The organism is Bifidobacterium sp. ESL0798, from assembly GCF_029395415.1.
GTDB lineage: Bacteria > Actinomycetota > Actinomycetes > Actinomycetales > Bifidobacteriaceae > Bifidobacterium.
This window is the reverse complement of sequence record NZ_CP113914.1, coordinates 1,843,010-1,862,955: the sequence shown is the minus strand read 5'-3', so window position 1 is coordinate 1,862,955 and position 19,946 is coordinate 1,843,010. Positions and strand designations below refer to the sequence as shown.

The following is a 19,946-nucleotide window of genomic DNA, read 5'->3' as shown; positions in this document are numbered from 1 at the left end:
GATTGAGTCGTGGCACCGATTTTTTGGATGTGAGATTAGGTAAGTTTCAGTTTGGATTTAGGCGGCAAAATGCAGCAGGATTCATGTTGACGTTTGACCGTTAGCTACTGGCAGTTTCATTGATGAATATGCTGATAATCCATCCCAATACTTAGGTGTCGGTGACTGGTAGCTTTACAGCCTCACGAAGTGCAGCAGGATTCGCACCATGTTACAGGTGAAGCCGTATTCGTTGTCGTACCAGGCGCTGACCTTCACCAGTTCGCCCTCACCTTCGCCCAAGTTCACCACCTCGGTTAGGGTCGGGTCGAAGATCGCGCCGTGGGTGTCACCGATCATATCGGAGGAGACCAGGCCGGTGTCGTCGTAGCCGAAGGAATCATTGCCGCGGGTGATCTCGCGGAACATCGCGTTGATTTCATCGGCCGTCGGTGCCTGTTCGAGCACCAGCGACAGCTCGGTCAACGAGCCGGAACGTACCGGAACGCGACGTGCCTGGCCCTTGAGTTTGCCGTCAAGTTCGGGAATGACCAAGCCGATGGCTTTGGCGGCACCGGTGGAATGCGGAATGACGTTTTCTGCGGCGGCGCGGTTGTTGCGCGCGTTCTTGCTTTTGGGCCCGTCGGTGAGGCTTTGTGAGGCGGTGTAGGCGTGGATCGTGGTCAGCGAACCGGCGCGGATGCCGTAACGATCGTTCATCGGTTTGGCCAGAAGCGCGACCGACTGCGTAGTGCAAGATCCGGGCGAAATGATGCGGTCGTTGGCGGTCAGAATGTCCTGATTGACGCCGTATACCACGGTCGGCATGTCGCCTGCCGGTGCGGAGACGAGCACTTTCTTGACGCCCGCCTTCAGGTGCGCCGAGGATTTCTCGGTGCTGGTATAGAAACCGGTGGATTCCACCACAAGCTCGACCCCATCGGCCTTGGCCCACGGGATATTCGCGGCGTCGCGCTCGGCGTAGACGGTGTAGTGTCTGCCGTCGACGATGATGCCGGTTTCGTCGCTGGAGACTTCGGCAGGGAATCGACCCTGCACGCTGTCGTGCTGCAGGAGGTAGGCGAGCATGGCCGGGTCGGTCAGGTCGTTGATGGCGACCACCTCGACCTCGTCGCTGTTGAGCTCAAAAAGCCTGCGGAACGTAAGCCGGCCAATGCGTCCGAATCCGTTGATACCAATCTTCACTGTCATGATGGCTCCTTGCCGTTATCGTTGTTTTGTAACAGCTTCAAGATACGACTTCGCCGTCGGTCTGCATAGTATCTGAAATAGATATACATATCACTGATTATGATAGGTATCAGAAATTATGAGTACGGTAAAACCGTTATATTTGCTTGAAATATCATTCGATATTTGCTGGTAGCATATCAATACAGCAGATACTATAAGTTGGTTATCGTAGATGATTTGACCGATGTTCATCCACAGCGGCAACGGTGCTATGGTCATCGCCGTTACAAACGGAGGAAATACGATGAATCTCAACGATTTGGAGATTTTCGAAGCCATTATCGAAACCGGTTCGCTCAACAAAGCCGCAAAGGCTCTCGGTTACGCGCAATCGAATATCAGTGCCCGGCTCAAGTCGCTTGAGCATGAGTTCCGTACCACGCTCGTGGAACGCAGTGCCAAAGGTGTGGAGCCTACGAGGATAGGCAAACGACTCTACCGCGCGTCGCTGCGCATTACCGCAGAGCTGGACGACGTGAGACGCGAGGCTTCGGGCGCGCCGGGCGATTTGCTGATTACCGAAGCCTTGATGCATTACATGATGACTACCGTGCGGTCATTCCATCCGGAAAGTTACGGCACCATCGTTGTCCGCCGCCAAAGCAATATCGTTCCCGAGGCTCGGCGGCATCAGTACAAGTCCGTGGTGGCGTTCGTCGGATTGGATGAACTCGACAACTATCAAGTGATAAGTGCTGGGATGTTGGAAGCTTCCTATCTTGCAGCGGAAGATGGAACGAAGGGTTTTCCCGTCGGCATTCCGCTGCTGATCAATCACGACAAGGAATGCGCCTTCCGCAGACGTTCGTTGCGCGACCACATGGCCACGCGCAATTCACGCCGTCTGATGGAGGTCGACTCGCTCGAGACCATCGTCACGATGGTGGAGCAGGGCAAGGGCATTGCGCTGCTGCCGTCGTATCTGACCGAACAGCGCAAGGTGCGTAAGATCAGCACGGAGCCCATCCGCCTGCAATACCGCGTCTACGGCGAAGTGGAATAAATTATGCAAACGTGGATTAGGCAGAAATAGAGAGTTCCGTCAATTGAATTTTGCTGTTAATCATATTGGAACCATTGAAAAATGAAAGAGCCGCTTGACAGAATCGAACTGTCGACCTTCTCATTACGAGTGAGACGCTCTACCAACTGAGCTAAAGCGGCAATTGCCCGAGCGGTATGCACCACTCGCGCACAAAACAATAATAATACCGGGTACTGTGTATTTTGTCCACAAGCGTCGCGTTCGGCCGTGTCTCGTGGGGCGACGCTTGCAATGACAACGGGCCGCGCGACAATAGACCAAGAGATGTAAGGAACAGTCAGGCTGGAAACGCGCGAAAGGGGATGGCAATTTGGAAAAAACAATGTCGGACATGCCAAGCAGGGGTTTCGAGGACTTTTATGCCATCATTCCCGCCGGTGGCACCGGCTCAAGGCTCTGGCCGCTCAGTCGCGGGGCGAAGCCTAAGTTCCTGTACGATTTGATGGGCAGCGGACGCACGCTGATCCAGTCCACGTTCAATCGGCTTGCGCGGCTCGCCGGCTCCGAACGCATCGTGGTCAGCACAGGTTGGCGGCATGTCGCTGCGGTCGAGGCGCAACTGCCGGAGCTCAAGGAATCCAACATTTTCGCCGAGCCTGTGCCGCGCGACTCGACGGCGGCCATTGCGTTGGCCACGGCGATTTTGGCGCGACGATACGGCGAGCATATCGTCGTGGGATCGTTCGCAGCGGATCACGTTATTCGAGGCGATGAGTCTTTCGCCGAGGCGGTGCGTCAGGCGGTGGCGGCGGCGCGTGCCGGATACGTGACCACGATCGGCATTGCCGCCTCGCGGCCGTCCACGGCTTTCGGCTATATCCATCAAGGCCGTTCGTTGGCTGCCGAAATCCCGGATGCGCCAAGCGCGCGTCTGGTGGAGCGTTTCGTTGAAAAACCCGATTCAGCCACGGCCCAGGCCTACCTTTCCACCGGTGAATACCGTTGGAACGCCGGCATGTTCGTGATGCGCGCCGACGTGTTGCTCGACCATCTGCGCGAATACAAGCCAGACATGTATGATGCGATTTCGCATATCGCCGATGCTTATATGGCCGTGGACAATCATGATGGTGCCGATACCGCCGGGAACGCGGAGATTGCCGCTGCACAATATGTTGGACAGGAAGCTTTGGATGCTTCGGGATCTTCCCGGCAAAATGACAATATCGGTATCGCGGAAAACCCCGACAATGCAAAGAATGATAACAGCATCAATGAAGATTCCCGATCCGATGCCGGCATTGACGATGATGCTGATAACGATGCCGATGTCAACAATCAAGCTGATCCGGACAACGAGGCGATCGATGAGGCGATGGCGACCTACTGGCCGGGCATCGAGAAGATCGCGTTCGATTACGCGGTGGCCGAGCCGTTGAGCGTGGCCGGAGGCGTGGCGATGGTTCCCGGCGATTTCGGCTGGGACGATATCGGCGACTTCAATTCCGTGGCAGCGCTCCTGCCCAGCACCGGAACCCGCAACATCAAGATCCTGGGCGACAGCGACAAGGTCGTCAGCCTCGACAGCGCCGGCGATGTGGTGATGCCGCTGACCGAACGCACCATCGCGCTGCTCGGCGTCAACGACATGGTCGTCGCCGACACCCCCGATGCGCTGCTCGTCGCGCCGCGCGCCCGCAGCCAGGAGGTCAAGGATCTGGTCGCCTACCTCGACCGCGAAGGCCGTGATGATATCCTCTAGCATTTCCGCATCTGTGCCATGGCGTCCGATACATCGTCATTCGCGTATTTTTGCCGTCGAGCTGTTGCGTTTGCTGGCCATCGTCGGCATTGCGGTGTTTCATACGTTTCTGCTCACGTTCGAACAGATTGCGATCAGCGGGCCGCACGCGCTTTCTGCCGCTATACAGGCTGGCACGGCCCCGACATTCATCGTCATCATTTCGTCAACGCCGCTGGCGGTTTGGCTGATTTCGATGCTCATGTTCTTAGGCGCTTGGGGCAATCACATCTTTTTCATGATTTCGGCGTTCTTTCTGGTCCCGCGCATGGCCGAGCGTTCGCACCGGGGATTCGTGCGCGATGAGTGGAAACCGTCTGTGCTTCGTATCGCGAAAGTGCTTGCCGCGGTCGTGTTCTATGTAGCGGTGCTGGCCGTGATCGACCGCTGGGTGGTGCCGATTCAGATGGTCGGTGGTGTGCGTGAAGTGATATTCAGCCTTGAATTCGTGTGGCTTTATGCCCTATTTATATTGCTCGCACCGTTCATCGGCTGGTGCATCGAACGCTGCCGGAGCCAATGGTGCGTGGCCTTGTGGGTGGTTGCTCTTGTCGTGATTTACGGGCTCAACGTCTATGTCGCAATCAGCGGTCGCAACTTCTTCGATTCCCTGAGCGTTCTGGACTGGCGCAAGCAGATGAGTGCCGTCACCTATTTCGCCTCCTATCTTTGTGCCGGGGCTTTGGGTTGTGCTTGGCAACGTTGGTATGGGAAAGATGCCTCTGTGCATGCTTCTGTGCCATTTTGGTTGACTCGTCGCTTTTGGGCGATGGCGTTAGTGGTTCTTGTCGCAGTGGCTGGTTGCATCGTTGCTTTTGCTGCGTTCGGCGGTCACTATGGGCTGCTGATGGTTCTTTCATTCAAATCTACTTCTGCCATTTCGTTCCTGCTTGCGGTCTGTTCGCTGATGTGTGCCGCATGCCCCAGTGCACGAGCCCAAAAATCTGAGTCTCTTGCTGCGCAGGGTGGCGTGGAGCCTTCGTTGGGTAACGCCGCAGAATCGATCAGGGTCTTGCAGATTCGTGGTGGCGGTACAGAGAGGCCATTGCTGGTCAGTGTTACGGAATCAGACGAAGCCTGGCAAAGTAATGGCAATAGTTCAAAGAAGCCATTGAGGAAAAGCGTGAAAATCTTCTGTCGTCGTGCGGTCGAAGCGCTCGCTTCCGGCATTCTGGGATTCTACGTCGTGCAGGCGCTCACCTATTATTCCTGGATTGCCGTGCAGAGTCATTTCGCCGATCCCGTCGCCTTGCACGTCGCCAGTGCCTTTGCAACCGGCGGCATGTCGGCTTGCGCAGGATGGCTAGTCGACTGGTTCCTGGTCGAGCTCGTGTTCTCCCTTGCTTTCGTGCTTCTGGTCTGCCTCATCGACCGTTTCGTTCGTCAGCCCCTCTTGCGCTTGATTAAGTTGGCATAGATGAAATTAATAGATAGGAATTTGCAACTATTCGGAATTTCCGGATAGTTTAAAACAGAGCAACTTATGGGGCTTGCTGAGGCCACGGCTGCAACGTACGAACGACGACGCTTTTTGTGCTGTTGTGTCCGCTTTTGTGAGTAAATTGGTGATTGTAGCAAGCGGTGGGGAACGGCATTTTCGGATATGACTGACAAAACCACGAAACCCCGCGGCACATGATGAAAGGACCTAAATAATTATGGCCATCAATCCTCCTATCGACGCCACCAAGACACCGGAATGGGCGGCGCTGCAAAAGCATTTTGACGAACTGAATAGCGAAGGCATTGACCTCAAGAAGTGGTTCGCCGAAGAACCCAACCGCGTGGAGGCGCTGAGCTTCGAGGCCGGCGACCTGCACTTCGACCTCTCCAAGGACCTCATCAAGCCCGAGACCCTGCAGCTCTTTGCGGATCTCGCCAAGGCCGTGCACCTTGAGGACCGCCGTAAGGCCATGTACTCCGGCGTGCATATCAACAACACCGAGGACCGCGCCGTGCTGCACACCGCGCTGCGTCGTCCGGCAAGCGACGAGGGCAAGTACATCGTCGACGGCCAGGATGTCGTCAAGGACGTGCACGAGGTGCTCGACAAGATCTACGCGTTCGCCGACAAGGTTCGTGGGGGCGAATGGCGCGGCGTGACCGGCAAGAAGATCACGACCGTCGTCAACATCGGCATCGGCGGCTCCGACCTGGGCCCGGTCATGGTCTACGAAGCGCTGAAGCCCTACGCGGACGCCGGCATTTCCGCCCGCTACGTCTCCAACATCGACCCCAACGACATTACCGAGAAGACGAAGGACCTCGACCCCGAGACCACGATGTTCATCGTCGTCTCCAAGACCTTCACCACCCTCGAGACGCTGACCAACGCCCGCGAGGCCCGCACCTGGCTCTTAAACGGACTCAAGGCCTCCGGTGCCATCGACGGATCGGACGCCAAGCGCGCCGAAGCTATCCGCAAGCACTTCATCGCCGTCTCCACCAACCTGAAGGGCGTGGAGGAATTCGGCATCGACCCGACCAACGCCTTCGGCTTCTGGAACTGGGTCGGCGGCCGCTATTCCGTGGATTCCGCGGTCGGCACCTCCATCGCCATCGTCTGCGGGCCGAAGCGCTTCGAGCAGTTCCTCGCCGGCTTCCACGAGATGGACGAGTACTTCGCCAACACCCCGATCGAGAAGAACGTCATCGCGCTGATGGGCATGCTCAACGTCTGGTACCGCAACTTCTTCCACGCGGCCACCCATGCCGTGCTGCCGTATGATCAGTATCTGCACCGTTTCCCGGCCTATCTGCAGCAGCTCACCATGGAATCCAACGGCAAGTCCGTGCGCTGGGACGGCACCCCGGTGACCTGCGACACCGGCGAGGTCTTCTGGGGCGAGCCCGGCACCAACGGCCAGCACGCCTTCTACCAGCTGATCCACCAGGGCACGCAGCTGATCCCCGCCGACTTCATCGCCTTCGCCAACACCCCGAACCCGGCCAAGGACGGCGACCAGGACGTGCACGAGCTCTTCCTGGGCAACTACCTGGCGCAGACCAAGGCGCTCGCGTTCGGCAAGACCGCCGACGAGGTTCGCGCCGAGGGTACACCCGAGTCCATCGTGCCGGCCCGCGTTTTCAGCGGCAACCGCCCGACCACCTCGATCTTCGGCGACGCGCTGACCCCGTTCTCGCTGGGCGAGCTGATCGCGCTCTACGAGCACATCACCTTCACCGAGGGCACGGTCTGGGGCATCGACTCCTTCGATCAGTGGGGCGTCGAGCTCGGCAAGCAGCTTGCTCTGCAGATCACCCCGGCGATCTCGCAGGATGACGACGCGCTGGCGGCTCAGGACGCCTCCACGCAAAGCCTCATCCGCTTCTATCGCGCGCATCGCAAGTAGTCGCGTGGCTGTGGCTCAGCTAGTTGCGCCACACTGTTGAACCGCTGAATTGTTCGAATATGCGATGAAAATCAGGAAAACTGACCAAGAATCCTGATTTTCATCGCATATTTATTTGTCGGCGTCGAAGATTGCCGAGTTTAATTTGAGTATCGCCTTGCTTGGCCTTGCGTCGGTCAGTTCCTTATAGATGGGATTCTGATTGCCGAACTGTTTGGTCGGGTTGAGGTCATCGCTGAGTTTGCGGGACTTATCCTCGAAGCTCTGGAACTTCGTCTCGTCGCCGAAGATCTCGTCCGCTGAGCCAAGACCTTTGATGCCGTCGAGCTGCTTTTGCGCGTCATCCATGCGTTTGAGGGTCGTTGCGGCATACTGTTTGATCGGGCCGTCCTTTGAGTCCGCAACGCCTTGCGCCGCTGTCCTGCAAGTGGTGATGGTCTTTTGTTTGCCGTTCGCGTAGGTGGCCGCATCCGAGTTCATAGTGGACCAATCATTGGCCTCGTTGCAACTTTTCTCTGCCTTGACGTAAGCAATGACAGAGTCGGCGAAATTATTAAGCGCGTTGGTGTAATCTTTTTCTTTGTCCGTGTACTCTTTATAGGCTTTGCGTACATCCGAATGTTTACGATACGACTGGGTTTTCTTGAACGCGTCAATCGGCGTGGACATTTTCGCTATCTCCGACTTGAGCTCGTCGACTTGCTCCTGGGTCACTTCCGTGCTCGCGCCGCTGTTTCCCGAATTCAGGGTGAGGGTGTTCAGGGCATCGGTCACTTTGAGATCTTGGTCGGAAATCGCCCGATAGGCGTTGCTTGCTTCCTCGACGATGGCCTGCTTTTTCTGCTGATCTTTGAGTTTTCGCGATGCTTTTGACGAATCGGAATAATAACTATCTCTTGTGCGGTTGCTGCCGCTATCGGTATCGCTGCCGCGGAAATAGACGAATGCTGCAATGATGACGGCAACCACGGCAATGAGGGCAATGACGAAGTTGGCTGTCGACAGGACCGGTTTGTTGCCGTATTGGTCGTCGATGGCGTCGGGATCGCCGTGTTTCATCCGTGGCTTGTTGCTGCTTCCGCCGGCGTTTTTGCCGGCACGGCTGCCCCCGACGGGCATTTGGGTATAGTCGGCGGAATCGAAAGACGTTGAGGTGTCTGGCGAGGTGTCTGGCGTTGATACGTCGTCGTAACTGATGTCATCGCCGGATACTGGTATCTGCCCATTTGCTTCGGACTTATTGCCAAAACGATGCACTTCAAACTCTCTTCTTTAATTCCTCTTCATGCAATTGAATACGGGATTACTATATCCCACTATTCTGCCAACCGATGGAGCAAACCTTTTTACCAAGGGTACTTGCGGATTGATAGTATTGATGTCACGAGGAGGGTTTGCAGATGATGCAGTGTGGCTGCATCCGCTTTTGCAAAGTGAGAGAAGATGCAGATACGGCAGGGGCTGAGTCTTGGACGAATAGGCGCGGCGCTGAAATCGGCGGCGATCGGCACCATCGTCGTGGTCGTGTTCTTCGCCTTCTGCAGTTTCCAATCCGGCGACCTCGGCTTTCACCATAACGATTTGACCTACAATTCTCTGAACTACGATGCGACGGTGCGGCCTGACGGGGATTTGCGCATCACCGAGCATGTCGATATGAAACTCAACAAGCGCAAGGGCGGCGAACCGTGGCGGCAGTTGTACCAGCGCTATACGCTTCGTAACAATGTGAAAAGCGACGGTGTGCTGAGCGCCATCACCGATGTGTCGGTCACTAATGTTTCGACGGGGCAAAAATACCGGCACGGCAGCGCCGGTTCCTCGCGTGATCTTGATAATTTCGACTGGGACGGCAAATACGCGGGGCAATGGTATGCGGCTGATTTCGCCAATGCTTTTAGCCGCGAAGGCGACGAATATCTTCCGGCTGCCATGGACGACGGGCAATATCGGAAGAAAACCGTGGGGTCCGATGACAAAACCGCCGGATCGGCCGCTCATGGACCTGCCGCGCCCAATGGCGAAACCGCTGCGCCTGGCAATAAAACGGATGGCAAACCCGACGACTTGCGCGACGAAAACGGTGCGTCGGCAAGCATGGGCAAGTCCGGTGACACGGTGGAGATCGGATGGAATATTCCCGCGACGAAATCCGCGAAAAGCCTCAAATTCGACATCTCCATGACGTTCAAGGACGTCGTGAAGGTCTATAACGACGTCGCTTACTTCAAGTGGGAGCCAATCAGCGATACCGGCGGTGTGCCGATCGGCGATTTCCGCGCTGAGGTCACTTTGCCAAAAGGTGTGAAAAACACGGATGTGCAGCAATGGATGCATTACTCCGGCAAGGGCTCGATCAGCCAGACCGGAAGTCGGCAGATCGACGTCGCTGCGCACAACGTCGCCGCGAATCGGCATATCGACTTGGTTTCGATGTTTTCCGCATCGCCGATGAACGCGGATGTGAGGTATCGCATTGCCAAGGACGGCAAAAAGCTGGTGCTTGACCGCGAGACCGCCGAAATGCGCAAAGCCGAAGGCGATGTCACCATGCGTCGCAACGTGATTCTTGGATACTTGGGATGGGAAGGCGCGGTACTCCTGTTTGCGTTGCTTGCCGTGCTGATTACGAATTGGCAGGCATACTATCCGCAGGAGTGTCCTCACCATGCTGCCGCGGGTTCGAAGCGGAAGAAGAAAACCAGGCAAAAGAAACCGGTAAACGAACCGGAGCAGACACCGTATTCGCAGGCCATTCCTGATATGACGCCGGCATGCGCCGCGAAATTCATTGATTTTCTTGATTTCGGGGAGTATTCAGACGATTTCAAGGCTCGGCAGATGAGCTCTACGCTGCTTTCGCTGGTGAGCAAAGGCATCATCGCGATCTATCCTGGTCGCTCCAAGTGGTTCAGGGGGATCGATCTTTCGCGTGCCAGCGACGATGAGATTTCGCAACGGCTCCGTGATGTCAGCGAAATGCAAAAAGAGGACGCACAATCGGCTGAAGCCTCTGCTGGAACAATGGATGAAAGGTCGCAGGCAGCCGACAGACAAGCCCGGGATGAGGAATATATCAGGCAGGCCAGGGCTCAGGGGTTCACCAAGGGCATGGAGGCGGTGCGGGAAGTCATCTCCGAAGAAGCGGAGGGTCCTAAAGCCTCCTCCAAGCCGACTTCGACGGTGGTGATGTTGCCGGGTGCATTTGCAAAGAATGTCGGCGAAACGCATGAACTCACACTGTGTGAACGGGCATTGCTCAGCTTGCTGCAGGCGATATCGTTGAAACTTGATACGCCGGTTTTCGATTTCCGCACCGTTGGCCACAAGTTGGAAGGCTGGTGGAGGGCCGAATGGCTGCAAAGCGTCTTCAATTGGACCGCGAATTTCGAATATCTGAAGCTGCATGTGGTCAAGCCGTTGCTGTTCGGTTTTGGGGCGGCCGCTGCGATTGTGGCTGCTGGCGTGATGGGGTCGCTGTATGTCGACGGCCTTGCCTTCAATGTGGTCGGTTCGGGTACCGACGATTACGGCCATGTTTCCGACCAGCTGCACGGGCAGTGGGGGATTCTGCTGTTGCTGGGTGTCCCGGTGATTTTCCTGCTCATTTTCCTCTTTAAACTGCTGCGGTATCGTGGTTTGACGCGAAAAGGGAGACGGTTGGTCAAGCCGATGCTGGGCTTGGAGGCGTATCTGTGTCATGGCGGCGACGCGGGAAATCAGTCGGCTGCGGCCAAGTCGGTTGCGACGTCGGGTTCGCTATCGGATTCGGCTGCGGCTGCGTCACTTCATTCGTCTTCTGCTCCTCCCTTGTCGCCGGACAATTTCGATAAGTATTATATTTATGCCACTGCGTTCGGGGTCTCTGACAAACAGATGCAACGTTTTGGCGGGTTGTTCTCGTCGCTTGATGATGACCATGAACGCAACGGCAACGATTCGTTGTGTTATTGGTATCGTTATTCGACCGATTCGGGCTCGGGGACTGGCGCGGACTCGTCGCTGGCTGCGCAATTCAGTGATTTCGGCGCCGGAGTCAGTAACGGCATCGACACCATGGAATCCACGTTCAGCATGTCCTCCGGCGCTGACGGTGGTTCCGGCGGTGGTGGCAGCTTCGGCGGATCGGGCGGAGGTTCCGGTGGAGGCTCATTTGGCGGGCGCCGAGCGTCTGCTGTTTTAGGTCGAAGCGGTAGATGAGGTTTCGGTGACATGGCAATCCGCAATGGAAATCCTGGATCGTCTGAACATGCGATTGGCCTTTCGGCGAATATGCCGTTCGGCGGGTATGATTTTATAGCGATGATTTTCATCATAGGCTAATAGTTTTCGGGCAGCGGAGAATGCGCCTTCGAGACGGATTGGTTGGACGATGCTGAGTTTGAGAAGAGTGGCAAGAGCCGTTGCCGTATCCTTGGCGGTTACGCTGGTGCTGGCCCTGACCGTCATAGGGTCGGCGGCACAAAGCGGCACGTTCCGGCAGGATATCTCGTATCGTTCTTTGAAATATGATGCGTCGGTAGCTGCAAACGGGGATTTGCGATTCACCGAGCACATTGACATGAAGCTCAATCAGCGGCCAAATGGCAAGCCTTGGAAGCAGCTGTTCCAGCAATATAAGATTGATGATGGCAAACTTACGGCAATCACCGATGTGTCCGTCAAAGACGTGAGTCATGGCAAGACCTACCAGCTGGGTAGCGCCAAATCGACGAAGACGGTGGATGACGCCCGTTGGAATGACGATTACGCGGGCACATGGTATGCCATGGATACTTCCGATCATGACCATGACTATGCCCCGGCAGCCCAGGGCGACACCGACACCGATAGCCCTGATGCCAATGACGGTGAAACCCGGGATAACGACAATGGGCATACTGTCGAAATAGGTTGGAATATCCCTGCTACCGGAAGTACAGACAGTCTGCGATTCGATGTTTCCATGACCTTCAAGGGTGTGGTGTCGGTCTATAACGACGTCTCTTATATGAAATGGGAGCCCGTGGGCGATGACAACGAGATTCCCATCGATTCCCTGCAAGGCCACGTTTCGCTTCCCAAAAGCACCACGAAGAGTCAGACTTGGCAATGGTTGCATTACGATGGTGATGGCAATGTGCATAAAAGCGCCGACCACGGTGTCGATTTTTCCGCAAAATACGTCAAGGCTCATCGGCATGTGGATCTGGTGTCGATGTTCGGCGTGCAGGGAATGAAGCAGCCTTCGGTGAAACTGCCCGACAAAATTGATATGAAAAATATGGTTTTGTACGATGAGCGGGTGGAAGCGGAGAACTACCAACGTGAGCTGCGCAAAAGGGACGATGAGCTCAAAGATGTGGTGGGGCTTACGCTGATGGCCATGGTGGCGGTCGTTGCCATGGTGATATACAACAACCGGAAGATTCGTTGTCGGTCAGCGGTGACCTATTTCCGCGATATACCGCCGATCAGTCCTGCCGCGGCCGCCAAATTGATGGGTGTGCTTGAACCACTGGGCAGTCGAGCCATGCGTTCGCGTCGCATGTCGGCGACCCTGCTTTCGCTGGCCAGCAAGAAAATCATCGCCCTTTACCCCGGTCGGATGCAGTGGTATGACGGCATCGATATGGACGCGGCCAGCGTTCAACAGATCGATGCGGCGGCCAAAGACGAAAATCGTCCTCGTTCCGGCAAGGCCACAGGCGTTGTCAAGATTCTTCCGTTGGCGTATGCGGACATCTCGGCTCAGCCCGAATTGGCCGATTCCGAACGTGCGTTGCTTGATTTCCTGACCAGTGCTTCTGCCCAACTTGGCGCGAAGGTCTTCGATTTGTCGCAGCTCAACGAGTGCATCAAAGAGTGGAGTGGCGGCATCGCCGCGAAGCAGCGCTTTGACGACGTCGCCGACTCCGAGTTCGACCAGATGCAAGTGACCGGTTTCCAATGGCAATATCTTCTCTTCACTGCCATCACGGTGGCTCTGCTCGTCGCTGCTTTCATCGGCAGCCTCGCTTTGGTGGCCTATGGTGGTATCGCATGGATGGTGGTGTTTGGCATCCCACTCATGTTCTTCTTTGTTTTCGCGATTTCGCTGATGCAGAATCAGAAGCTCATCGGTTCCGGCCAAGAGGCCGCGGCATGGATTCTCGGATTCAGGAAATATCTGGAGGATTTCAGCAATTTCGTGAATCGCGACATTCCCGACTTGGTGTTGTGGGACAGGTACCTGGTCTACGCGACCGCGTTCGGCATCAGCAAGCGATTGGTCAAAGAGCTGTCGAAAGCCTTCGCACAAGTGCCCCAAAACGTTCAGTTCAGCGACGATTCGAATGATTCGCTCACGTATCGCTACGCTATCGGTCCCAGCGATGCGGCGAATACGGCATATGGCAGTGGGCTTGGTGATTTGGGCTCGCAATTCGCTTCCGGTTTTTCGGATATTCAGGCTACATGTTCCAGAATCTCGAGCTCCTCGAACAACGGTGACGGTTCCGGCGGCGGTATCAGCATCGGGTCCGGCGGGGGCGGCGGTGGCAGCTTCGGAGGCTCTGGCGGTGGTTCCGGCGGCGGCAGTTTCGGCGGTCGGTGAGTTCTCGCGGTATCGGCCTGACTGGTTTCATGCCAACTGTCACTGGCCGGAACGGCGGCGGTGCTTGCTGACATGAGATGTCAAACCTTAGTATCGTGTGAGTGTGGAATAATATTGTCTGACCGACCGAATGAGGCGATTGCGACAAGGTGGGTCCTGGAAGCCGCAATTTGAGAATGGTCTTAAAGGAAGAAGAGGAATATTATGAGTGTAAGCACCATCGTATTGCTGGTCGTGTTGGCCATCGTCATCATCATTCTGGTGTGGGGTATCGTGGCCTATAATCATCTGGTCGCGCTGCGCAACCGGGTGCAGAACGGGTTCTCACAGATCGACGTGCAGCTCAAGCGGCGCACCGATCTGGTGCCGAATCTGGTCGAGACCGTCAAGGGGTATGCGACCCACGAATCGCAGGTTTTCCAGAAGGTGACCGAGGCCCGCGCCGAAGCGGTCAAGGCGGCCAGCAGCAATGGGTCGACCACCGCCGACCGTGCCCAGGCCGAGTCGGCTTTGAGCAACGCATTGATGGCCTTGCAGGCCACCGCCGAGGCGTACCCCGACCTCAAGGCCAACCAGAATTTCCTGCAGTTGCAGGACCAACTCAGCGACCTTGAACAGAAGATCGCCTACGCCCGCCAGTTCTACAACGATGTGGTGCAGAAGCTCAACACGGCCGTCCAGACGTTCCCCTCCAACGTGATCGCCGGCATGTTCCACTTCAGCCAGGCCCAGTATTTCCAAGTCGCCGAGTCCGACAAGTCGGTGCCGCAGGTCAAGTTCTAGAGGAGCCGCGACACAAGGCTTTCGTGATGTGAAAAGCCGGAGAGGGCTGTAGGGGATGAGAAAACAGACGGTGTCGAACGTCCGCAGGAAAACCGTCGTAACAGCGTTGATTTCCGCATTGGTGGTTGCGGTGATTGTTGCCGCGATTCTCTGCATGGGATATTCCTCAAACCCCACCGGCGGGAATATGCGCTATCATTCGCTCGATTATGATATGACGGTGCAGCCGAACGGTGATTTGCGCGTGGTGCAGCATCTGGATCTGAAATTGGGCAAGCATCCGGACGGTGAAAACGGCAAGACTTTTTGGCATCACTTCTACCAGCGCTATCACTTGGATTTCGAGCAGCTGAGCGCCATCACCGATGTTTCAGTGAAAAACGTCGATACCGGGCAACGTTACTCGAAAGGTAAGGCTCCGGGTGAGCTAGACCTTGAATATTCGTCCGAAGCCGAGTGGAACCGCGAGTTCGCCCGTACCTGGTACGCGCAAAACATTTCGTGCGACTACAATACGGATTACTTGCCTGCCGGCAAGAAAGCAATTTCCGACGATGCCTTGCAGGGCAAGGGCAGCAAAGACGGGAACATAACCGATAAGGAAAATGACGGGGGACCGTCGAAATCCCAAGTCCGTTCTGTTGATGACGACGAGGACGATGACGAGGACTGGGATAGCTGTGCCAGTGGTGGGGGACAATCAGGCGATACCATCGAGATCGGCTGGAATATTCCGGCCGTTGATACCGCCGAAAGCATGAAGTTCGATATTGCCATGACGTTCAAGGACGTGGTCACACTCTACGACGACGTCGCGTATTTCAAGTGGGAGCCGGTGGGCGAAAACAACACCGTGCCGATCGATAATTTGCATGCGCGCGTCTCCTTGCCCAAAGGCGCTTCCAAATCCGGTTCGCCATCGCCGATACGGCTTCCTCGTCAGTGGTTGCATTACGCGGGCAAAGGATACGTCAAAGAGCTCGACGGTCATACGCTTGATTTCACCGCGTCGAACATCAGACCACATCAGTATGTCGATCTGGTGTCGATTTCCGATGCCGCGCCGATGGGAACGGTGGCTCATCGAAAATCAGGGAATCATGCGAGAAGCATCGTGGTTGAGGAAAATGGCGAGCGTGTGGGTGCCGCCTTTGTCCAAGGTATACAGATTGCTTGGTTATTAACCACTTTGCTGGCGTTGTTCATCGTCATCATCTATGCCGTCTGGCGGATTGTTACCAATACCGGCAAGGCTTCCTACCGTGGCAGGATTGAGTATTATCGCGACATTCCCGTGGTGTCGCCCGTGGCCGGTGCCAGATTGTTGCAGACTGTGGATGGGCTCCCTGACGGCAAACTGATGGGCCAGGTCATGGTAAAAACGAGAAGCAGTTGGTTTCCCAACAGATGGCAGCCACGTTGCTTTCCTTGGCCGACAAGAAATTGATAGCCATTTACCCGGGTGAAGCCGAGTGGTATGCGGGGCTTGACCTGCAGCACGTCAACCCAGGGCAGATAGCCGAGCGTTTCCGCTTCTATAACCCCTCTTCCGGCACTTCCTCTACTGGCACTTCGTCTTCGGACAAAGCAACCATCAGCACCATAGTGGTTATGCCGTACGCGTATCAGCAAGCCAGCAGTGTTGAGGTCAATGATCGATGGCCACAATGCGGCGGAAACGCGAATGGCCCCATCTCGTTGACACAATCGGAAAAGGCTCTGTTCGATTTTCTGATGGCATTTGCGCAGCGTAACGATTCGCCGGTCTTCGATTTCGAGCAGCTGCGCGATCAAAGCAAGGATTGGGTAAAAGGCAGAAACCTTTATCGCGATTTTCAAACGTCGCTGTCCTGCGAATTTGATGGTTTCGCTCTTGTCAGCAACGTCAAAGGAACATGGAAAATCGTGTTGGCCATTTTGGCGGTTGCGGTGTTTGTATCCTTCTATTTGCGGCATCTTTGGACGATGGGGCTGCCCGCTGTGGTCATCGTTGCGGCCGCGGTCCTTGTTTTCATCGGCCTTGTGATTCTTCAACTTTGGCCTACCGAGACGTTGACCCGCAACGGTTATCAGGCAGCGGGCGAGATTCTTGGTCTGCGCAAATACATGGAGGATTTCAGCAATTTTTCCGAGCGAGGACCGCAGGATCTGGCCTTGTGGGGTCAATATCTCACCTACGCCACCGCATTGGGCATCAGCGGGCAGCTGGTGCGTCAGATGGCCCGAATACAGCCCTATTTGGCCGATCCAAGATGGCTCGATGAGAATGCGGCTGGTTCCGTGCTCTACACCGCTTGTTGCTCATGCGCGTGGAGTGGGGTTTCTCCGGCCGACCCTCTATTCGACAGTATCAGCGGCTTCGGCGATATCGGTGACCAGTTGAGTTCCGGTTTCAGCCTTTTGGACGGCTTTTCAGGCGGTAGTGGCGATGGCGGCGATGGTGGCAGTTTCGGCGGTTCGGATGGCGGAGCTGGCGGCGGCGACTTCGGAGGCTGGTGAGAGTGCAGGCGCGTCCTCGTTTTATGGGGGAGAACGGCGCTGATTGGTAAGGTTCTGGCTCGGTTTGTGCTTTTGCCCCATCTGTTGATAGTGCTGGTCCGCTTGGGTGATGTTTGGCGAGGCATTATATTTAAGATATCGAAGTTGAGGGAAAGAGATAAGACACATCATGGGTTCAAGAAGCCTGAATCCCAAGCGGATTGCCAAGGTATTGCTCGCCACGCTCGTGCTTACCGCGCTGCTGGGCGTCTGTGTGGCGGTTTGTGGCTACGACCAGGGGACCTATGCTCCTCATGAGAACAACGAAAAGGCGATGGACGCCGATTTTTCGTACCGCTCGCTTAATGACGAGGTGAAGGTCCTGCCCAACGGGGATTTGCATATCCGCGAGCATATCGATATGCAATTTCGCAAACGTACGGACGAAAACGGCAAAGTCAAGCCATGGCGGCGCGTTTTCCAGCGCTTTACCTTAAGCCGCGCTGACGGTACGCTCAATCCCTTGAGCGACATCACCGATGTGTCCGTGAAAAACGTGAGCACCGGGCAGCAATATGTGCAAGGGGCCAGAGGCGACATGGATGATCCCGGATGGGACGCGAATCATGCCGGTCAGTGGTATGCCGAGGATGTCGGTCAAGGCTATGGCAGCAGGCACGCACCCTATCTGCCAGCTGCGATGAATGATTCTCAGTACGCTCAGGCGTTGTCGTCGGCCGGCGGCCTAGACATGGATCTCAAGAAATCGCTCGACAAGGACCCGATTTCCGGTTCTTCCGACAATACGCCCACCATGGGAGGCCCCGAGGACCAGATAGAAATCGGCTGGAACATTCCGGCCATGGTATCGGCTTCTTCGCTCAAATTCGAGGTCGATATGACCTTTAAGGACGTCGTGACGCTCTACGACGACGTGGCCTACCTGAAGTGGGAGCCAATCAGCACGGAGAACTCGACCCCGATCCGCAAGTTCACCGCTCTGATTACCTTGCCCGACGGCGTGGATACGCAACATACCGATACCAGGGAATGGATGCATTTCAAGGGAAATGGCTCGATCAGGCCGAAGGGCAGGAACGCGTTGTATGCGCAGGCGCCGACTGTCGGGCCGGAAAACTATGTCGACGTGGTCTCGATATTCAAAGCTTCGGCTATGGGGCAGGTAAGGCACCGCTCAAAGGGTGAATACAAAGAATTGGCCATCCAGGATGAGCGCAGGGAACAGGTGGATGCACAGGGTGCTGCAAGAGGCGAGGTTGTAGGGCGGGTGGTTCTTTGTCTACTTTTCCTGATCCCGGAACTGGTCGCCGTCGTTGTCGGGGCCGTACTGGTGGTCAAAAGCCATCGTCAGGCAAGCCCTCCCGATTCGGTAGAGTACTACCGCGATATTCCCGATATCAGCCCTACGGCCGCGGCCCAACTCTTGTGCGACCTTGAGAATCCCTCGGGCGATTCAAAACTCGAGTCCAGACAACTGGCGGCTACGATGCTTTCTTTGGTCGAAAAGAAGACCATCGCCATCTATCCGGGTCAATCGCAATGGTATGCGGGCATCGACTGGACCCATGTAACCGACGAGCAGATCGGCGAGCGTATGCGGCGTGGCGCTGCCGGCGAATTCGACCATTCGACCGTGGTGATCGACAAAAAGAAGCCAGCGAGCCGTTCATCCTCCGGTTGCATGACGAGAAAGGCGGTTTGGCTGACACGCTCAAGAAGAAGACGGGGCTTGGCAAACGCAAGAAAACGAGCACCATCGTGCTTTTGCCTGGTGTTTCAGGGCAAAAGGGGAGCTCGCTCACCGAAATCGAAACGTCTCTTCTGGCACTGCTGCAAGGTATGGGCAAAGAATTCGATTCGGATGTCTTTGATTTTCAGGACATCCATGACGGGCTTTCGGCTTGGCTGGATGGTCCCAGCTTGGAGCTGGATTTCCACAAGAAAGTGCACGCCGAATACGATGATATGGACCTTACCCATGACTCGAGGGCGTTTGGGTTTGCTAAGGTGTTGCTGTTTTTGATGGGGGCGGCCGGCTACTGGTATCTTTACAAGCTTTTCATCGGCGATCCGTACAAGGTGTCGGAATTTTTGGGCCGCCAGGTGTTCGCATTCCACGGCCATATCGGCATCATGCTCCTGATGGCGATGCCGGTCACGTTCCTGCTGATCCTTGAGATATTCCTGATACAAACCACCGTTTTGACGGACAACGGCCGGCGGCTCGCCGGGCAGGTTATGGGTCTGCGCAAATATCTTCGGGACTTCGGCGATTTCGGGGAAAGCGAGCCCGAAGATCTTGCGCTCTGGGACCAGTACTTGATCTACGCCACCGCCTTCGGCATCAGTGGCAAGCTCGCGCGCGGAATGGTCAAGGTGTGGCCGCAAATTACCAACGGCGATTGGCTCGATAGCAACGGTTCCGGCAGCCTCCTGTATTGGTCGTTCTACCCGTCCAGCCATGATATTCAGGGTTACTCCGCCTCGGACATGAGCTTCGGCGACGTAGGAGGGTTCGGTGATTTCGGCGACCTTGGCAGTCAGCTGAGCAGTGGTTTCAGCTCTGCAGGCGGCAGCTTCGGCGGCGGTGATTTCGGTGGCGGCTTCGGCGGAGGCGGCAGCTTCGGCGGTTCCGATGGCGGTTCCGGCGGCGGCAGTTTCGGAGCGATGTAGAGGCATCTGTCATGCCGAATTGAGCCTGCGAGGAAAATCAGGAAA

13 protein-coding genes and 1 tRNA gene are annotated in these 19,946 nt (G+C 56.0%); 11 read left to right on the top strand and 3 right to left on the bottom strand.

Features of this window, described 5'->3' with window-relative positions; all coding sequences use genetic code 11:
* Nucleotides 1-174: 174 nt before the first annotated feature.
* Nucleotides 175-1,191: a type I glyceraldehyde-3-phosphate dehydrogenase gene (gap, locus tag OZX74_RS07665; protein WP_277156337.1), complete on the bottom strand. Its 1,017-nt coding sequence runs from the start codon at nucleotides 1,189-1,191 to the stop codon at nucleotides 175-177.
* A gap of 286 nt (nucleotides 1,192-1,477) precedes the next feature.
* Between gap and OZX74_RS07660 the strand changes: the two genes are divergently transcribed.
* On the top strand, nucleotides 1,478-2,236 hold the full coding sequence (locus OZX74_RS07660; RefSeq protein ID WP_277156336.1) for a LysR family transcriptional regulator: 759 nt from the start codon (nucleotides 1,478-1,480) through the stop codon (nucleotides 2,234-2,236).
* Nucleotides 2,237-2,324: 88 nt separating this feature from the next.
* On the opposite strand, the gene OZX74_RS07655 is transcribed toward OZX74_RS07660, so the two are convergent.
* Nucleotides 2,325-2,397 (bottom strand) — tRNA-Thr (locus tag OZX74_RS07655).
* Between the two features lie 212 nt (nucleotides 2,398-2,609).
* Here OZX74_RS07655 and OZX74_RS07650 point away from each other — a divergent pair.
* From OZX74_RS07650 to pgi, 3 genes are all read left to right on the top strand, one after another.
* Nucleotides 2,610-3,980, top strand: a complete 1,371-nt coding sequence (locus OZX74_RS07650) for a sugar phosphate nucleotidyltransferase (protein ID WP_277157467.1) — start codon at nucleotides 2,610-2,612, stop codon at nucleotides 3,978-3,980.
* Entirely contained in the window at nucleotides 3,889-5,436 is a 1,548-nt protein-coding gene (locus OZX74_RS07645; protein WP_348519546.1) for an acyltransferase family protein, read from the top strand. Before OZX74_RS07650 ends, OZX74_RS07645 begins: the two co-directional genes overlap by 92 nt.
* Nucleotides 5,437-5,677: 241 nt before the next feature.
* Nucleotides 5,678-7,372: a glucose-6-phosphate isomerase gene (gene pgi, locus OZX74_RS07640; RefSeq protein ID WP_277156334.1), complete on the top strand. Its 1,695-nt coding sequence runs from the start codon at nucleotides 5,678-5,680 to the stop codon at nucleotides 7,370-7,372.
* 111 nt (nucleotides 7,373-7,483) lie between these two features.
* On the opposite strand, the gene OZX74_RS07635 is transcribed toward pgi, so the two are convergent.
* The gene (locus OZX74_RS07635) at nucleotides 7,484-8,629 is read right to left on the bottom strand and encodes a hypothetical protein (RefSeq protein WP_277156333.1); all 1,146 of its coding nucleotides are present in this window, start codon (nucleotides 8,627-8,629) and stop codon (nucleotides 7,484-7,486) included.
* Between the two features lie 186 nt (nucleotides 8,630-8,815).
* Between OZX74_RS07635 and OZX74_RS07630 the strand changes: the two genes are divergently transcribed.
* From OZX74_RS07630 to OZX74_RS07600, 7 genes are all read left to right on the top strand, one after another.
* A complete protein-coding gene (locus OZX74_RS07630; protein WP_277156332.1) occupies nucleotides 8,816-11,572 on the top strand; it encodes a DUF2207 domain-containing protein in 2,757 nt (918 codons plus the stop codon).
* A 190-nt stretch (nucleotides 11,573-11,762) separates the two neighbouring features.
* A complete protein-coding gene (locus OZX74_RS07625) occupies nucleotides 11,763-13,946 on the top strand; it encodes a DUF2207 domain-containing protein (RefSeq protein ID WP_277156331.1) in 2,184 nt (727 codons plus the stop codon).
* A gap of 204 nt (nucleotides 13,947-14,150) precedes the next feature.
* Nucleotides 14,151-14,729, top strand: coding sequence for a LemA family protein (locus OZX74_RS07620; protein WP_277156330.1), 579 nt, complete (start codon nucleotides 14,151-14,153; stop codon nucleotides 14,727-14,729).
* Between the two features lie 55 nt (nucleotides 14,730-14,784).
* Nucleotides 14,785-16,176, top strand: coding sequence for a DUF2207 domain-containing protein (locus OZX74_RS07615; protein WP_277156329.1), 1,392 nt, complete (start codon nucleotides 14,785-14,787; stop codon nucleotides 16,174-16,176).
* Nucleotides 16,137-17,228 carry a DUF2207 domain-containing protein gene (locus tag OZX74_RS07610; protein ID WP_277156328.1) on the top strand — a complete coding sequence of 364 codons (1,092 nt, stop codon included), beginning with the start codon at nucleotides 16,137-16,139 and terminating at the stop codon, nucleotides 17,226-17,228. Before OZX74_RS07615 ends, OZX74_RS07610 begins: the two co-directional genes overlap by 40 nt.
* A gap of 169 nt (nucleotides 17,229-17,397) precedes the next feature.
* Entirely contained in the window at nucleotides 17,398-19,251 is a 1,854-nt protein-coding gene (locus OZX74_RS07605; protein WP_348519545.1) for a DUF2207 domain-containing protein, read from the top strand.
* Nucleotides 19,194-19,901, top strand: coding sequence for a hypothetical protein (locus tag OZX74_RS07600; protein WP_348519544.1), 708 nt, complete (start codon nucleotides 19,194-19,196; stop codon nucleotides 19,899-19,901). Before OZX74_RS07605 ends, OZX74_RS07600 begins: the two co-directional genes overlap by 58 nt.
* Nucleotides 19,902-19,946 lie beyond the last annotated feature (45 nt).